The 15446-nt window shown below is 70.3% G+C and carries 13 protein-coding genes and 1 tRNA gene; 5 read left to right on the top strand and 9 right to left on the bottom strand.

Translation table 11 applies throughout. From position 1 onward, the window contains the following. Nucleotides 1-50 precede the first annotated feature (50 nt). From EYA84_RS12770 to EYA84_RS12740, 7 genes are all read right to left on the bottom strand, one after another. Nucleotides 51-761 (bottom strand): ABC transporter ATP-binding protein, encoded by a 711-nt coding sequence (locus EYA84_RS12770; protein ID WP_131053259.1) that lies wholly within the window; start codon nucleotides 759-761, stop codon nucleotides 51-53. Further along, complete coding sequence (locus EYA84_RS12765) at nucleotides 751-1710, bottom strand: ABC transporter ATP-binding protein (RefSeq protein ID WP_131053258.1); 960 nt, start codon at nucleotides 1708-1710, stop codon at nucleotides 751-753. The genes EYA84_RS12770 and EYA84_RS12765 overlap by 11 nt, the downstream gene beginning before the upstream one ends. Then, nucleotides 1703-2860 carry a branched-chain amino acid ABC transporter permease gene (locus tag EYA84_RS12760; protein ID WP_131053257.1) on the bottom strand — a complete coding sequence of 386 codons (1158 nt, stop codon included), beginning with the start codon at nucleotides 2858-2860 and terminating at the stop codon, nucleotides 1703-1705. Before EYA84_RS12760 ends, EYA84_RS12765 begins: the two co-directional genes overlap by 8 nt. Beyond that, nucleotides 2857-3855, bottom strand: coding sequence for a branched-chain amino acid ABC transporter permease (locus EYA84_RS12755; protein ID WP_394347566.1), 999 nt, complete (start codon nucleotides 3853-3855; stop codon nucleotides 2857-2859). Before EYA84_RS12755 ends, EYA84_RS12760 begins: the two co-directional genes overlap by 4 nt. Nucleotides 3856-3901: 46 nt before the next feature. Further along, entirely contained in the window at nucleotides 3902-5053 is a 1152-nt protein-coding gene (locus EYA84_RS12750; RefSeq protein ID WP_131053255.1) for a branched-chain amino acid ABC transporter substrate-binding protein, read from the bottom strand. 364 nt (nucleotides 5054-5417) lie between these two features. Next, nucleotides 5418-6590: a hypothetical protein gene (locus EYA84_RS12745; protein ID WP_131053254.1), complete on the bottom strand. Its 1173-nt coding sequence runs from the start codon at nucleotides 6588-6590 to the stop codon at nucleotides 5418-5420. Between the two features lie 109 nt (nucleotides 6591-6699). Next, nucleotides 6700-7323 (bottom strand): ANTAR domain-containing response regulator, encoded by a 624-nt coding sequence (locus EYA84_RS12740; protein WP_131053253.1) that lies wholly within the window; start codon nucleotides 7321-7323, stop codon nucleotides 6700-6702. Between the two features lie 81 nt (nucleotides 7324-7404). Between EYA84_RS12740 and EYA84_RS12735 the strand changes: the two genes are divergently transcribed. Both EYA84_RS12735 and EYA84_RS12730 read left to right on the top strand, forming a co-directional pair. Then, nucleotides 7405-7487 (top strand) — tRNA-Leu (locus tag EYA84_RS12735). A 47-nt stretch (nucleotides 7488-7534) separates the two neighbouring features. Beyond that, nucleotides 7535-8269, top strand: coding sequence for a transcriptional regulator (locus EYA84_RS12730; protein WP_236145735.1), 735 nt, complete (start codon nucleotides 7535-7537; stop codon nucleotides 8267-8269). A gap of 15 nt (nucleotides 8270-8284) precedes the next feature. Here EYA84_RS12730 and EYA84_RS12725 read toward each other — a convergent pair whose 3' ends face one another. Next, on the bottom strand, nucleotides 8285-9442 hold the full coding sequence (locus tag EYA84_RS12725) for a PLP-dependent aspartate aminotransferase family protein (protein ID WP_131053251.1): 1158 nt from the start codon (nucleotides 9440-9442) through the stop codon (nucleotides 8285-8287). A gap of 102 nt (nucleotides 9443-9544) precedes the next feature. Here EYA84_RS12725 and EYA84_RS12720 point away from each other — a divergent pair, with 102 nt between their 5' ends. Continuing rightward, nucleotides 9545-10024, top strand: a complete 480-nt coding sequence (locus tag EYA84_RS12720; protein WP_131053250.1) for an Lrp/AsnC family transcriptional regulator — start codon at nucleotides 9545-9547, stop codon at nucleotides 10022-10024. A gap of 56 nt (nucleotides 10025-10080) precedes the next feature. After that, a complete protein-coding gene (locus EYA84_RS12715) occupies nucleotides 10081-11085 on the top strand; it encodes an LLM class flavin-dependent oxidoreductase (protein ID WP_394347565.1) in 1005 nt (334 codons plus the stop codon). 234 nt (nucleotides 11086-11319) lie between these two features. On the opposite strand, the gene EYA84_RS12710 is transcribed toward EYA84_RS12715, so the two are convergent. After that, a complete protein-coding gene (locus EYA84_RS12710; protein WP_131053248.1) occupies nucleotides 11320-13569 on the bottom strand; it encodes a cellulose binding domain-containing protein in 2250 nt (749 codons plus the stop codon). A 212-nt stretch (nucleotides 13570-13781) separates the two neighbouring features. Here EYA84_RS12710 and EYA84_RS12705 point away from each other — a divergent pair, with 212 nt between their 5' ends. After that, nucleotides 13782-15212 (top strand): pyridoxal-dependent decarboxylase, encoded by a 1431-nt coding sequence (locus tag EYA84_RS12705; protein ID WP_236145734.1) that lies wholly within the window; start codon nucleotides 13782-13784, stop codon nucleotides 15210-15212. Nucleotides 15213-15446: the final 234 nt, after the last annotated feature.

Genomic DNA, 15446 nt, shown 5'->3' with positions numbered 1-15446 from the left:
GAGCCAGCCCCCGGACGCGGGGACGGGCGGCCGTCGACGGCACGCGGCGGCTAGGCCACGCCCAGGTACGCCTCCTTGATCGAGGGGTCGTGCAGAAGCTCCTGCCCGGTCCCCTCCTTGACGATCCGCCCGGTCTCCAGGACGTACGCCCGGTGCGCGCGGGAGAGCGCCTGCTGCGCGTTCTGCTCCACCAACAGCACCGTGGTGCCCTGCTGGTTGATCTCCACGATGATGTCGAAGATCTGCTGGATGATCATCGGGGCCAGGCCCATCGACGGCTCGTCCAGCAGCAGCAGCTTCGGCCTGCTCATCAGCGCCCGGCCGACGGCGAGCATCTGCTGCTCACCACCGGAGAGCGTGCCACCGGCCTGCTTGCGCCGCTCGCGCAGCCGGGGGAAGAGCTCCAGCACCTTCTCCAGGTCGGCGGCGATGCCGGCGTGGTCCCGCCGGGTGTACGCCCCCATGTCCAGGTTCTCCAGCACCGTCATGCCGGGGAAGATCTGCCGACCCTCGGGCGACTGGCACAGGCCCCGGACCACCCGCAGGTCGGCACGGAGCTTGCTGATGTCCTCGCCGTCGAAGGTGATCCGGCCACCGGACAGCGAACGGATACCGGAGATCGCCCGCATGGTGGTGGTCTTGCCGGCGCCGTTGGCACCGATCAGGGCCACCACCTCGCCCTCGTTGACGGTGAGGCTGATGCCGTGCAACGCCTCGATCCGACCGTACGAGACGCTGACGTCGTTCAACTCAAGCAGCATCGGCGGGCTCCCCCAGGTACGCCGCGATCACCCGCGGGTCTCGACTGACCTCGGCCGGAAGACCATCGGCGATCTTGGTGCCGAACTCCAGCACCACGATCCGGTCGGTGACACCCATCACCAGCCGCATGTCGTGCTCGATCAGCAGCACCGTCACGCCCTTGTCCCGGATCCGGCGGATCAGCCCGAGCAGATCCTCCTTCTCGGCCGGGTTGAACCCGGCCGCCGGCTCGTCCAGGCAGAGCAGCTTCGGCTCGGTGCCGAGCGCCCGGGCGATCTCCAGTCGTCGCTGGTAGCCGTACGGGAGGTTGCGGGCCGCGTCGTTCGCCCGGTCGGCGATGCCGACGAAGCGCAGCAGCTCCATCGCCTTGTCCTCGGCGGCCCGCTCCTCCAGGATGTGGCGGGACAGACCGAAGGTCCTGGCGAAGGTACGCCGCACCTGCTGCCAGGTCCGCACGATCCCGCCGGAGGCGGTGACCTGCGGCAGCTCCTCCTCCTTGGGCCGCACCCGGTAGAGCCGGAACAGCGCGCCGGGCACGCTCGTCTTGTGCCGGGAGTCCGTCCCGACCATGACGTTCTCCAGCGCGGACATCTCCGGGAACAACCGGATGTTCTGGAACGTCCGGGAGATGCCCAACCGGCTGATCTGGTGCGGCTTACGGCCGGTGACCCGCTCACCGCGGAACCGGACCGCGCCCGACGTCGGCTTGTAGACCCCCGTCATCACGTTGAAGCAGGTGGTCTTGCCGGCGCCGTTCGGCCCGATCAGGCCGAGGATCTCGCCTTCGTTGATCTCGAAGCTGATCCCGTTGAGCGCGACCACGCCACCGAAGCGCAGCGTGACGTCGTCGATCTCCAGCAGCGTCTTGCGTGGTCCCGGCTGCGCCGGGATCTTCGGCGCCGCCGTGGTCTCGGTCGCGTCGGACGGGGTGTTGGTCTCGTCAGACATGAGCGGGCGCCTCCTCTGCCTCCGCCGCACGGTCCTTCAGCTCGCGGGCCCGGCGCGTGCTGGGGATCAGGCCCTGCGGACGCAGGATCATCACCAGCACCATGGCCAGACCGAAGGCCAGCCACCGGTAGTCGGCGACCTCACGGAACCGCTCCGGAAGGTACGCCAGCAGCACCGCGCCCACCGAGACGCCCACCATGTTGCCGGACCCACCGACCACGACCATCGCCACGAACAGGATGGACAGGTTCACGTTGAACTGGGTCGGGTCGATGAAGGCGTAGCGGCTGGCGAAGAGGAAGCCGGCGAAACCGCCGAGCGCCGCACCGATGGCGAACGCCCAGAGCTTGAACTTGAACGGGTAGACGCCCATCACCGCCGCGGCGTCCTCGTCCTCCCGGATGGCCAGCCAGGACCGGCCGACCCGGCTGTTCTCCAGCCGGCGCACCGCGAAGACCATGAGCAGTACGACGGTGATCGCCAGCCAGTACCACGGCTTGACGTCGACCAGGCCGAAGATCTGGTTGTCCGGCGAGGGCGGACCCTCCGGGCCGGGGATCGCCGAGATGCCCTGCGGGCCCCGGGTGACGCCCTCCAGATTACGGGCCACGATCCGGATGATCTCGCCGAAGCCGAGCGTCACGATGGCCAGGTAGTCACCGCGCAGCCGCAGCGTCGGCCAGCCCAGGATCACCCCGGAGATCAGCGACATCACCAACGCGATGAACACACAGATCGCCCAGGCCACCGCCCAGGTCGTCGGAAGGTTGAACTCCGCCTGGATCCACTTCACGACCGGCGAGTTCACCGAGCCGAACAGGGCCACCGCGTACGCGCCGATGGCGAAGAAGCCGATGTACCCCAGGTCCAGCAGACCGGCCAGGCCGATCACGACGTTGAGACCGATCGCCACCAGCACGTAGACGGCGCAGGTGAAGAGCACACCGGCCCAGTTGCTACCACCCGAGATCGAGTCGGTCCGCAGCCAGGTCAGGCCGGGAATGCCGAGCAGCGGCAGGTAGTAGAGGAAGATCACGAAGGCCACGAAGGACAGCGCCCGCTGCCACTTCGGCAACGCCCGCCACCGGTCGCCGACCGAGTGCAGGGCGTTGGTGCGCTTACGGTCCAGGTCACGAATCTTGTCGATCATGCTCGGGCCCTCCCCAGCGACTCGCCCAGAATGCCGGTCGGGCGGAACATCAGCACGATGACCAGCACCACGAAGGCGATGACGTCCTCCCAGTTGGACGCGAAGATGGTGGCGCCGTAGACCTCGACGATGCCGAGGAACAGCCCACCCAGTAACGCGCCGCGTAGGTTACCGATGCCGCCGAGAACGGCTGCGGTGAACGCCTTGAGGCCGAGCACGAAACCGATGCTGTTCTGCGTGAAGCCGAAACGCATGCCCCACAACAGCGCCGCCGCGCCCGCCATGATGCCACCGAGCACGAAGATCAGCATGATCACGCGCTCCTGGTTGACGCCCATCAGGGCCGCCGTCTCCGGGTTCTGCGCCACCGCCCGCACACCCCGGCCGTACCGGGTGCGGTTGATGAACCAGTCGAGCACCGCCATCATCGCCACGGCGGACACGATCACGATCAACTGAACATTGTTGATCTCCGTGTTGCCGATCGTGAAGAGCGTCTTCTGCTCGATGATCGTCGGCATGCCGAGGATGATCCGGCCCCGGCCGAACATGGACGGCACCAGGTCGCCCAGCAGCTTCGGCAGCACCAGGCCGAAGACCTCCACCAGTACCAACGACAGACCGATCGCGGTGATCAGGAAGATGAGGGGCGGCGCGTTCTTGCGCCGCAACGGTCGGTACGCGACCCGTTCGATCGCCAGAGCCGTACCGCCGGAGGCTATCGCCGCGACTATCAGGCCGAGTACCAGGAAGAGCACCGCCTGGCCGAGCGGCGGGTTGTTCTCCACCCCGAGTGCGGTCCAGAGGCCGAGCACCGCGAAGGTACCGACCATGAAGACCTCGGAGTGAGCAAAGTTGATCAGGCGCAGGACGCCGTACACCAGGGTGTAGCCGAGAGCGATCAGGGCATAGATCGCCCCCTTGGACAACCCGTCGACGGTGTGCTGACCGATGTGGCTGAAGAGGTCCGCGAAATTCACCAGGTCTCCTTGCATCGAGTGCGGCCGGGGGATCACCCCGGCCGCACCCCGATACTGTTCGTCAGCTGAGCTTGAGCTCCTGCAGCGGAGAGATCTCCGTGCCCTTGATCTGGTACGCCCAGATGACGACCCTCGACGGGTCCACGTCGCCGTTGGCGTCGAACTTGATGTACTTCGACACGCCCTGCTTGTCGTAGTTCTTCACGAACTCCAGGATCTCGGCACGGGACTTCTTGCCGTCCTTGAAGGCGTCGATGAAGATCTGCGCGGCGTCGAAGCCCTCAGCACCGTACGAACCCGGCAGCTGGCCGTACTCGGCCTGGTAGTCGGCGGTGAAGGTGCCACCGGCCTTGTCCGGCGGGAGGCACGGGCAGGTGATGATGGAGCCGTCGGCGCCACCGGACGCACCGGCCGGGAAGGCCGGGTCGTAGAGACCGTCCGGACCGATGAACTTCGCCTGCACACCGGCGGCACGCATCTGGCGGACCAGCGGCGCGGCCTCACGGGTGTAGCCACCGTAGAAGACGAAGTCGGCGTTCGCCGCCTTGATCTTGGAGATCGTCGCCTCGAACTGCGACTGCCGCTCCTGGATCTTGTCGCTCGCCGCGACCGTGGCGCCCAGGTTCTTGGTCAGCTCGGCGGTGATACCGGCACCGTAGGCGCTGGCGTCGTCGATCAGGAAGACGCGCTGCGCGTTCTCGCCCTTGAGGTAGGTCGCCACGGCGCCCGCCTGGGTGCCGTCGTTGCCGACCACCCGGTAGAAGGACTTGTTGCCCTTCTGGGTCAGGTCGGTCCGGGTCGCCGACGGGGCGACCATCACGAGACCGGCGGCCTCGTAGACCGGCATGGTGGCGTCCGACTCACCGGAGAAGTGACCACCGATGACACCGAGGAACGAGGTGTCACCCGCGACCTGGTTCGCGACCGGAGTGGCCTGCGCCGGGTCACCCTGGGTGTCGAACTCGACCATCTCGACCTTGCAGTCGGCGTTCGCCTCGTTGTGCTGCTTGATCGCGAGCTTCGCGGCGTTCAGCGACGGCAGCACCAGACCCGCGTTGTCACCGGTGAACGCACCGAAGATGGCGATCTTGCCACCGCAGTCACCGGACGCGGTGTTGTCGCCGCTACCACCGGCGTCCTGACACCCGGCGGCGGCGACCAGCACCGCGGCGAGCGCGGCAGTACCCAGCGCCCTTGAATAGCTTCGCCTCACGGCTTCCTGACCTCCTCCAGAAGCAGGTGGGCACCGGGACCCGGCGGGGCGGCGACAAGGTGTGGCCCGTCCACCGCACACCGGGCAGGGACGCCCCCTGCATTACGGCTCGTGCTGGCGGAGCGTACCCACACTCATTCGGCCAAGGAAGAGGTCGGAGCGGGGTCTGCGAAACCGTTACGAAGAGAGCCGTCAACCCTGCCACTCCCGTAACAGGTCAATCCGCTGACCGGTCGTTAGCCGATACCTGTCCGCCAGTTGGAACACCCCGGAACACCGCCGACACACCCGGACAGACATGCCGTAGGGCGCCCACGTGAAGATCAGGTTTCCGCTCCGAAAACCACCGAGAGTAACGGCCGCCTCACTCCGAAGGCGGGTCGAGCCGCCCCACCCACACCGAGGTCTGCGCCCCGTCGTCGACCGCCAACCACCACCGCCCACCCTCGGCCGACAGGGCCACCGCCCGCGCCGCCCCGACCGGCGCCGCCACCGGCAACTCCACCGACCGCCACCTGTCGCCCCGGTCACCGGAGAGCCAACCGCCGTACCGCTCGCCGTCGGAGACCACCGCCAGCACCTGCCCGGCGGACACCGCCACCCCACCGACCGACGGCACCCCGCCGTCCACCTGGCCGAACCCGCCCGCCGCCGTCCACCCGGCCGCGTCCTGACGCCACGCGCCGAACGCCCGCCCGCGCAGCCCCACTCCCAGCGGCACCCCGTCCACCAGGACCACCCGCTGCATCTCCTCGTACTCCTGGCCGCCCGGCAGGACCGTCCGTCGCCAGGTACGCCCGTCCGAGGAGGTCCACGCCGCCGGATCCCGGTCGATCCGCCCCGGCGCCAGCAGCCCACCCACCGCCAACCAGCCGGACGGCCCGGCCACCGCGTCGAACGCCCAGGTCACGCCCTGGCCGTCACTGGCCAGCTCCGGGGCGCCCTCGACGATCGCGAACTCCGCCGCGTCCGGCGACACCCACGCCGCCGCCCCGCTGGCCCGGTTCCCGACGATCAACCACCCGTCCGGGCCGCCGGTCAGCCGGGACACGGTGACCGCCTTCGGGCCGCCGTACAGCTCGAACGACGCCGCCACCTCGACCAGCGTGCCGTCCCGACGCTGCCACCAGGTGCTCACCCGGGGATTGCCGTGCGCACCGCCGACCTTGCCGCCGACCGCGGCGACCGCGCCGTCCCGACAGCCGACCGAGAACAGCACGCTCTGCCGCCCGTAGAACGAATCCGCGATCACCGGCACCGGCGTCCACGTCGCACCGTTCAGACTGGACCAGACCGCCGGACGGGTCGCACCCGCCGGATCCGCCACCGCCCCGGCCGCATACCAGTGACCGGAACACACCGCCAGGTCCCGCACCAGGACCCGGCCCGACTCCGACGGGTTCGGCACCTCCACCCGTTCCCAGGACAGCCGCGCCGGCCCCGGGCCGGCGTCGTCCCGCTGCGGCGTCGGACACCCCGCCAGCGTCACCGCCAGCAGGCCACACACCACCAGGAACAACCGCCGAACACGGAACACGCCCACCCGACGCGCCCCGGATCGCCGCGTCAGCGTGGAACGCCGGGCACCCATGTCGCCAGATGCTAACGGCCGCCGGACCCCGCGACTGCCCCGTGACGGCGGGCGGTCAGGGAGCCGGTCGGGTGACCTCGCCACCACCGGCGGTCTCGGCGAGGATCCGCTCGGAGACCTCCTTCATGGTCATCCGGTGGTCCATCGCCGTGCGCTGGATCCACTTGAACGCCTGCGGCTCGGTCATGTTGTAGGTGGTCATCAACGCGCCCTTGGCCCGCTCGACGGTCTTGCGAACCTCCAGCCGGTCGTTGAGCCCGGCGACCTCGGCCTCCAGCGCGGCGATCTCCGAGTAACGGGAGAGGGCGATCTCCACCGCCGGCACCAGGTCGGACTTCTGGAACGGCTTGACCAGGTACGCCATCGCGCCGGCCGCCCGGGCGCGCTCGACCAGGTCACGCTGGCTGAACGCGGTCAGGATGATCACCGGGGCGATCCGGGCGCCCGCGATCCGCTCGGCGGCGGCCAGTCCGTCCATGATCGGCATCTTGATGTCGAGAATGACCAGATCGGGCTTCAGCTCCTCGGCCAGGCGTACGGCGGTCTCGCCGTCACCGGCCTCCCCGACCACCTCGTAGCCTTCCTCGGCCAACATCTCGGCCAGGTCCAGTCGGATCAGCGCCTCGTCCTCGGCGATCAGTACCCGCCTGCGCGCGGCATCCGTCTGCGTCTCGGCCACGAGCCACTCCCACGATCGTTTTTTGCACGGCTACCACCCATGCTCCCGCACGAGCGTAGTCGGGTACAGTAAGCCCCACCCGCCGGGATGGTGGAACGGCATACACGGAAGTCTCAAACACTTCTGCCCGAAAGGGCTTGCGGGTTCGAATCCCGCTCCCGGCACTTTTGTCATACATGCGTTCGATGATGTCGTCGTGCATCCTCCTGAGATGCGGGCACGTGTCCGCGACCTTCTCGCCCAGGGCCACAACATCCGCTCGGCGGCGCGCGCCCTCTCACTCCCCTACACCACCGTATGGCACTGGTGCGTCGACCGCTCGGAGCCGACGATGGTCAGCAGTGCCGACCGTTGCTTCCGGTGCCGCCCCGACCAGGACGGGCCGGCGGCCCCTGCGTCCTACGCCTATCTGCTCGGCCTCTATCTCGGCGACGGACACCTCGTCACGACCGACCGGGTACCGGTGCTGCGAATCTACTGCGCCGACGCCTGGCCGGACCTGATCGAGGCCTGCGACACGGCTATGCGGGCGGTGCTAGCCAACAAGGTCCAGCGCGTCAAGAAGCAGGGCTGTGTCGCGATACAGAGCACCGGCAACCACTGGCCGTGCCTTCTCCCACAACACGGGCCGGGCAAGAAGCATCAGCGCCCGATCGTCCTCACCTCCTGGCAGTGGGAGATCCTGAATGAACACGCGGGCCACTTTGTCCGTGGCCTCTTCCACTCCGACGGGACCCGCTGCGCCAACCGGGTCACGGTGCGGGGCCGGACGTACGTCTATCCGCGCTACATGTTCGTCAACGAGTCGGCCGACATCATGGGGTTGTGCCAGTGGGCGCTGGACCTGCTCGGGGTGGCCTGGCGGATGAACCGCCACAACAGTCTCTCCGTCGCGCGCCGGGAGGCGGTCGCCGTGCTGGACCGCCACGTCGGGCCGAAGTCCTGACCGCGCCCCGACGGGTCAGGCGACGGCGAGTGCCTGGGCCAGGTCGACGCGCAGGTCCTCGGGGTCCTCCAGACCGACCGAGAGCCGCAGCAGGCCGCCGTCGGGTTTCGCGTCCCCGTCGACCGGGCGGTGGGTCAGCGACGTGGGGTGCTGGATCAGGGTGTCGACGCCGCCGAGCGAGACCGCGTGGGTGATCAGCCGGCAGGCGCCGGCGACCGCCGCCGCGGCGGGTGCGCCGCCGCGTACCCGGAAGGCGAGCAGGCTGCCGGGGCCGGCGAGTTGGCGGCCGATGAGCCCGGCGGGGTCGTCGATTCCGGGGTGGTGCACGCGCTCGACGGCGGGGTGGTCGGCGAGCCAGGCGACGATTTTCTCCGCGCCGGCCTGTTGGGCGCGGACCCGCAGCGGCAGTGTCTGCAGGCCCCGGTGCAGCAGGTACGCGCCGAGCGGGTGCAGGACCGCGCCGGTGAGCGCGCGGACCTGGCGCAGCCGGGCGGCCCACCGGGGGTCGCAGGCGACGACTCCGGCGAGGACGTCGCCGTGTCCGCCGATGCTCTTGGTGGCGCTGTGCAGGACGAGCGCGGCGCCGTGGCGGGCGGGTTGTTGGAGGACCGGGGTGGCGACGGTGTTGTCGATCAGCAGCGGCACGTCGCCGGCGGCGTCGGCGAGGGTGCGGATGTCGACGAGGTCGAGGGTGGGGTTGGCGGGGGTCTCGGCGACGACCAGGGCGGTGTCGGGGCGTACGGCGGCGGCGACCTCGTCGGGGCGGGCCCAGGTGACGTCGGTGCCGAGCAGGCCGGTGGCGAGCACGTGGTCGGTGCCGCCGTAGAGCGGGCGGACGGCGACCAGGTGTCGTTTCCCGTCGCGGGTGGCGGCGAGCAGTGCGGCGGTGAGTGCGGCCATGCCGCTGGCGAAGGCGACGGAGTCGGTGGTGCCTTCGAGTTCGGCGAGGGCGGTCTCGAAACGGGCCACGGTGGGGTTCCAGAGCCGCTGGTAGACGGCGCTGGTGCCGGGTGGCGGGGTGCCGCCGGTGGCGAGGAGTTCGTACGCGTCGCCGCCGTCGTGGACCGAGGGCAGCGGGTTGGTGGTGGAGAGGTCGATCGGGGGCACGTGGACGCCCAGCGCGGCGAGGTCGTCGCGGCCGGCGTGCACGGCACGGGTGTCCACGGTCGTCATGGCGGCAAGGATCGAACATCTCGCGCCGGGAGGGCAATACTTCCGAAGATCATTCGCTGTTAACCCTATCCACAGTGAGGATGTTCGGTGGAGGATGGCTTCATGCCCCTCGTTCCGAACGATGTGCGGCCGTTCGCGGCCCTGGACGACACCGATCGCGCGATCCTGACCGAGCTGGCCGCCGACGGTCGGTTGCCGAACAACGCGCTGGCCGAGCGGGTGGGGGTGGCGCCGTCGACGTGTCTGGCGCGGACCCGGGCGTTGCGGGAGTGCGGGGCGATCCGGGGTTTCCACGCCGAGGTGGACCCGGCGGCGGTGGGGTTGCCGTTGCAGGCGCTGGTGTCGGTGCGGTTGACCGAGCACGCGCGGGCGGCGGTGGACGCGTTCCGGACGCGTTCGGTCCGGTTGCCGGGGGTGGTGTCGGTGTTCCACGTGGCCGGGGCGGAGGACTACGTGTTGCACGTGCGGGCGGCGTCGGCGGAGGCGCTGCGGGACTTCGTCCTCGACTACCTGGCCGTGGATCCGGCCGTGCAGCACAGCCAGACCAGCCTGATCTTCGAGCAGGCGCGCGGGATGGGCTGATTCACGTCGGCCGCCGGTGGGGAACAAATGTGGCATCCGCCGGGTTGGGCAGCCGTGTGATCGACGTACCGTTGTCTGTCCTTGACCTGGCCCCTGTCGCGGCCGGCGGCTCCGCGACCGAGGCGTTGCGGCACACCACCGAGTTGGCCCGGCGCACCGACGAGTGGGGCTACCGCCGATTCTGGGTGGCCGAGCACCACAACATGCCGGCCATCGCGTCGTCGGCGCCGGCGGTGCTGCTCGCGCACCTGGCCGCGCACACCGAGAACATCCGTCTCGGGTCGGGCGGGGTGATGTTGCCGAACCACGCGCCGTTGGTGGTCGCGGAGCAGTTCGGCACGCTGGAGGCGTTGCATCCGGGCCGTATCGACCTGGGTATCGGTCGCGCGCCGGGCACCGACCAGGTGACCGCGTTGGCGTTGCGCCGGACGATGGAGGGGTTGTCGGCGGAGGGTTTCCCCCGGGAGCTGGCCGACCTGATGGAGTACTTCAGCGAGGACGGGTCGGGGCCGATCACGGCCACCCCGGGTCGGGGGCAGCGGCCGGCGGTGTGGTTGCTCGGGTCCAGCGGGTTCAGTGCCCGGTTGGCGGGTGCGCTGGGGTTGCCGTTCTCGTTCGCGCATCACTTCAGCGCGCAGAACACGCTGCCCGCGTTGGCGTTGTACCGGCAGAGTTTCCGCCCGTCGCAGTGGTTGGAGCGGCCGTACGCGATGGTGGCGGTGAACGCGGTCTGCGCGGAGACCGACGAGCGTGCCGAGTGGCTGTCCGGGCCGGCGGGGTTGTCGTTCCTGCGGTTGCGGTCGGGGCGGCCGGAGCCGCTCGCCACGCCGGAGGAGGCGGCGGCGTATCCGTACACGGACCTGGAGCGGGAGTTCTTGGTGCAGCGCCGGGAGGGTCAGGCGACCGGGTCGCCGGAGACGGTGCGACGGCAGTTGGGTGAGTTGCTGGCGCGTACCGGTGCGGACGAGTTGATGCTGACCGCGATGGTGTACGACGTGGTCGACCGGGTGCGGTCGTTCGAGCTGATCGCGACCGAGGTGGCCGGGGGCTTGCGGCGCTGAGGCAGTAACCCAGGTCACAGCGGTTCGGTGGGCACGAAACACGATCTTCACGACAGCGTCACCCTCGCGACGCGGAGCCCGCCTAACTTTATTACCGGTGGTGGTACGGCACTCCCCGGTCGGGACGGGTCGGGGGTGCCGCGGTGTGGGGCACCGGGCTGCGGTTGTGCGGATTCCGCGATCGCGGCCCGGTGCCTGTCCGTTTCTCTGCCTAGTACTGTCTCACCTTCGACGTCACCGCAGGTAGATGCGGGGTGCCGGCGGGGTGCTCATGCCGTCGCCGAGAAAGAAGCTCGGGTGCGGCGGCTGGTTGTAGGCGGTGTTCTGCCAGGCGACGGCGACCCGGTACTGCAGGTCGTGCATGAGGGTGGGCAGGCGGATGCCGGTCTGCGTGGGTGTGCTGTAGACGCGCAGGGCCCGGTTGTCGCTGGTCCGCCAGACGACCTCCTCCCGCCAGTCGCCGAGGATGTCGGCGGAGAGCGCGGGCGTGGACTTGGTGCCGTTGTTCGAGGCCACGTTGCTGCCGGTGAGCAGGCGGGTGTCGCCGTCGGGGCCGTACTTGTCGATGCGGGTGGCGTCGAGCAGTTCGCGTACCGGGTCGCCGTCCCACCAGATCAGGAAGTTGGTGGAGGACGGTTTGCGGCCGACGTTCTGGCCTCGGGTGTTGGTCAGGCCGCTGACGGCGGACGACCAGGACTCGGCCCCGGGGCTGCCGGCCCAGATGTCGCCGGCGACGCCCCGGCCGTTGTCGCCGGCGGCCGGGGTGGACCAGATGCGTTGTCCGGTGCGGGCGTCGGCGAGGTAGGAGCTGGGCTGGCTGCCGCTCTCGTTGACCTTGAAGACCTCCAGGCCGGGGCGGGCCGGGTCGAGGTCGCCGACGTGCATGGCGTCGCCGTGGCCGGTGCCGGTGGAGTGCAGCAGGCGGCCGTTGTCGTCGATGGTGGCGGCGCCGTAGACGATCTCCTGTCGGCCGTCGCCGTCGACGTCGGCCACGGAGAGGTTGTGGTTGCCCTGGCCGGCGGCGGCGCCGTTGCCGGAGGCGTCGGAGTCGAAGGTCCAGCGTTTGGTCAGGCTGCCGTTGCGGAAGTCCCAGGCGGCGATCACCGCGCGGGTGTAGTAGCCCCGGGCCATGATCAGCGAGGGGCGTTGTCCGTCGAGGTAGGCGGTGGCGGCGAGGAACCGGTCCACCCGGTTGCCGTAGTTGTCGCCCCAGGAGGAGACGGTGCCGCGCGGCGGGTCGTAGGCCACGGTGGAGAGGGCGGTGCCGGTGCGGCCGTCGAACATGGTCAGGTACTCGGAGCCGGCGAGCACGTACCCGCTGGAGTTGCGGTGGTCGGCGCCGGCGTTGCCGATGACCTGGCCGGTGCCGGAGCGGGTGCCGTCGGCGGTCTTCATGGCGACCTCGGCGTCGCCGTCGCCGTCGTAGTCGTACACCTGGAACTGGGTGTAGTGGGCGCCGGCCCGGATGTTGCGGCCCAGGTCGATGCGCCACAGGCGGGTGCCGGTCAGGGTGTACGCGTCGACGTAGACGTTGCCGGTGTAGCCGGACTGGGCGTTGTCCTTGGCGTTGGAGGGGTCCCACTTGACGACGAACTCGTAGCGGCCGTCGCCGTCGAGGTCGCCGACGCTTGCGTCGTTGGCGGCGTAGGTGTAGGCCTCGCCGCTGGGAGTGGTGCCGCCCGGCGGGATCTGCAACGGCACGTCCAGGTAGCCGGCGGGGAACTGGAGCGCGGGCGCCGAGGCGGCTTGTTCGACGCCGTCGACGACGGCCCGCACGGTGTACGCGCTTCCGGCGGCGGCGCCGTTGTCCAGGTAGTTGGTGGCGCCGGTGAGCGGGCTGGCGGTGACCCGGGTGCCGCCCCGGTAGAGGTGGAACGCCACCCCGGAGGTCTCGGTGCCCAGCAGGCGCCAGGAGACCAGGTTGCCGGTGCCGGCGCGGACGCTGACCAGCCCCCGGTCGATGTTCTCCGCCTGCATCGCGCCGGCCGGCGGGGTGGTGGGCGGTGGTGTGGTCGGCGGCGGCGTGGTCGGGGTGGGTGTGACGGGCGGCAGCGTGGTGGTCGGTGGGGTCGTGCCGGTGCAGGTGGTGCCGTTGACGGCGAAGACGGTCGGTGCGGGGTTGGTGCCGGACCAGGAGCCGTTGAAGCCGAAGGCGGTGCTGGCGTTGGTGCCGAGTGTGGCGTTGTAATCCACGTTGCGGGCGGTGACCTGGGTGCCGGACTGGCTGACGGTGGCGTTCCAGGCCTGACTGACCTGTTGACCGGCGGGCCAGGTCCAGGTGACGGTCCAGCCGGTGAGCGGATCACCGAGGTTGGTCACGGTGACGTCGGCGCCGAAGCCGCCGGACCACTGGTTGGTGACCCGGTAGTCGACGCGGCAGCCGGCGGCGGCGGCCGACGCGGTGAGGGTGGTCAGCCCTCCGGCCGCGAGGATGGTGGCGGTGGCCGTGGCCAGCAGCGCGGTTCGGCGGGTGGTGCGAGGCATGGTCGTCCCTCCGGAGGAGGTCACGCGCGGTTCCCGCCTGTCCGACGGCGTGCCCTGTCCGACGGTGACGTCCCGCGCTGGAAGGCAGAGATCCCGACGCATCGATGTCGGTCTACGCGGCCCCGCGCAGCTGTGATGCTATGGCAAGCGCTTTCTCGGCACAATCACGCCGTATGCTTGCCACCGCGCCCACTTCTTGATCGACTTCCGGCATGCCAGCGCACATGACACCGGACGAGTTCCGCCAGGCCGGGTACGCGGTCGTCGACTGGATCGCCGACTACTGGGCCACCCTCGACAAGCGTCCGGTCACCTCGCCGGATCCACCCGGCACCGTCGCCGCCCGATTACCGGCCGGGCCGCCGACGCACGGTGAACCCATCGAGGCGCTCCTCGCCGACCTGGACTCGCTGGTGACACCCGGGCTCACCCACTGGCAGCATCCCGGCTTCTTCGGCTACTTCCCGGCCAACACCAGCGGACCCAGCGTGCTGGGCGACATGGTCAGCGCCGGGCTCGGCGTGCAGGGGATGCTCTGGGCCACCGGCCCGGCCTGCACCGAGATGGAGACGGTGCTGCTCGACTGGCTGGCCGACCTGATGGAGCTGCCGCGCAAGTTCCGTTCCAGCGGCCCCGGCGGTGGGGTCATCCAGGACTCCGCCTCCTCCGCCACGCTGGTCGCCACCCTGGTGGCGCTGCACCGGGCCGCGCGGGGACGCTGGCGACAGGTCGGCGTGGACCGACGGTACCGGGTCTACACCTCCACCGAGGGCCACTCCTCCGTGGAGAAGGCCGCCCGGATCGCCGGGCTCGGCGCCGAGGGCGTACGGCTGATCGAGGTGGACCCGGAGACCCGGGCCATGTCGGCGACGGCGCTGCGGGCCGCGATCGAGGCGGACATCGCCGCCGGGGTGGTCCCCGCCCTGGTGGTGGCGACCGTCGGCACCACCTCCACCACCGCCGTGGACCCGCTGCCGCAGATCGGGCCGGTCTGCGCCGAGCACGGCGTCTTCCTGCACGTCGACGCCGCGTACGCGGGCTCGGCGGCGGTCTGCCCCGAGCTGCGGTCCGGCCACGACGGACTGGAGTACGCCGACTCCTACTGCTTCGATCCGCACAAGTGGCTGCTGACCGGCTTCGACTGTGACGCGTTCTGGGTGGCCGACGCCGGTGAGCTGGTCGAGGCGCTGACCGTGCTGCCCGAGTACCTGCGCAACGCGGCCACCGAGTCCGGTGCGGTGATCGACTACCGGGACTGGCAGGTGCCGCTCGGTCGGCGCTTCCGCGCGCTCAAGCTCTGGTTCGTGCTGCGCTGGTACGGCGTCGAGGGGCTGCGCGCGCACATCCGCAGCGGGGTCACCCTGGCCGCCCGCTTCGCCGACCGGGTACGCGCCGACGACCGCTTCGAACTGGTCACCGGGCACCCGTACGCGCTGGTCTGTTTCCGGCTGCGGGGCGACGACGAGCCGAACGAGCGGCTGCTGGCGGCGGTGAACGCCACCGGTCGCGTCCATCTGACGCACACCCGGGTCGCCGGCCGGTACACGCTGCGGCTGGCCGTCGGTGCGCCGCAGACCACCGAGGTCCACGTGGACCAGGCGTGGGAGCTGATCTCGCAGGCTACGCGTACCGCCGCCGACTGAGTCACCGGCGTCGGGCCGACCCGGCGCGGGCAGACCCTCGGCGATCCGGTGGTAAGGAAGGGCCCCGTACTAACGCCTCGTGCATAGGAAGGGTCCCTTCCTTACGGTCGGGGCGTGCGGCCGGGGACGACGGGCGGGCTGTCAGCGGTCCGCGCCGGAGAGGGCACGGGTGCCGCCCTCAGCCTCGGCCGGCGTGGCGTCTGCCTCGGCGGGCGACGCGGCACCGTCGACCGG

Source organism: Verrucosispora sp. SN26_14.1, assembly GCF_004307965.1.
Lineage (GTDB): Bacteria > Actinomycetota > Actinomycetes > Mycobacteriales > Micromonosporaceae > Micromonospora.
This window is presented reverse-complemented; position numbering and strand designations above follow the sequence as displayed.